Below are 240 nucleotides of genomic sequence, written 5' to 3'. Positions count from 1 at the left end.
TTGTCCGCCGCGGATGATGACGTCCTTCTTGCGATCGACGATGAAGGCGTAGCCTTCGGTATCGATGTATCCGAGGTCGCCGCTCAGCAGCCAGCCATCGGCCATGGCGGCGGCCGTGTCGTAGGGCGCCTTGTGATAGCCCGCCATAACGTTCGGCCCGCGTACCACGATCTCGCCGACGCTGTTCGGAGGAAGGATTTCTCCGCCCTCCGAGCGGATCGCGAGCTCCATGCCGTCCAG

At 64.2% G+C, this 240-nt stretch carries 1 pseudogene; it reads right to left on the bottom strand.

The window, feature by feature from the left end:
• A pseudogene (locus tag CVH10_RS23930) lies at nucleotides 1-231 on the bottom strand (fatty-acid--CoA ligase); the annotation flags it as partial.
• Between the last annotated feature and the right edge of the window lie 9 nt (nucleotides 232-240).

This window comes from Halomonas sp. ND22Bw (assembly GCF_003011945.1).
GTDB lineage: Bacteria > Pseudomonadota > Gammaproteobacteria > Pseudomonadales > Halomonadaceae > Halomonas > Halomonas halophila.
Note: the sequence above shows the minus strand (reverse complement) of the source record. Positions and strands in the feature narration are given on the sequence as shown.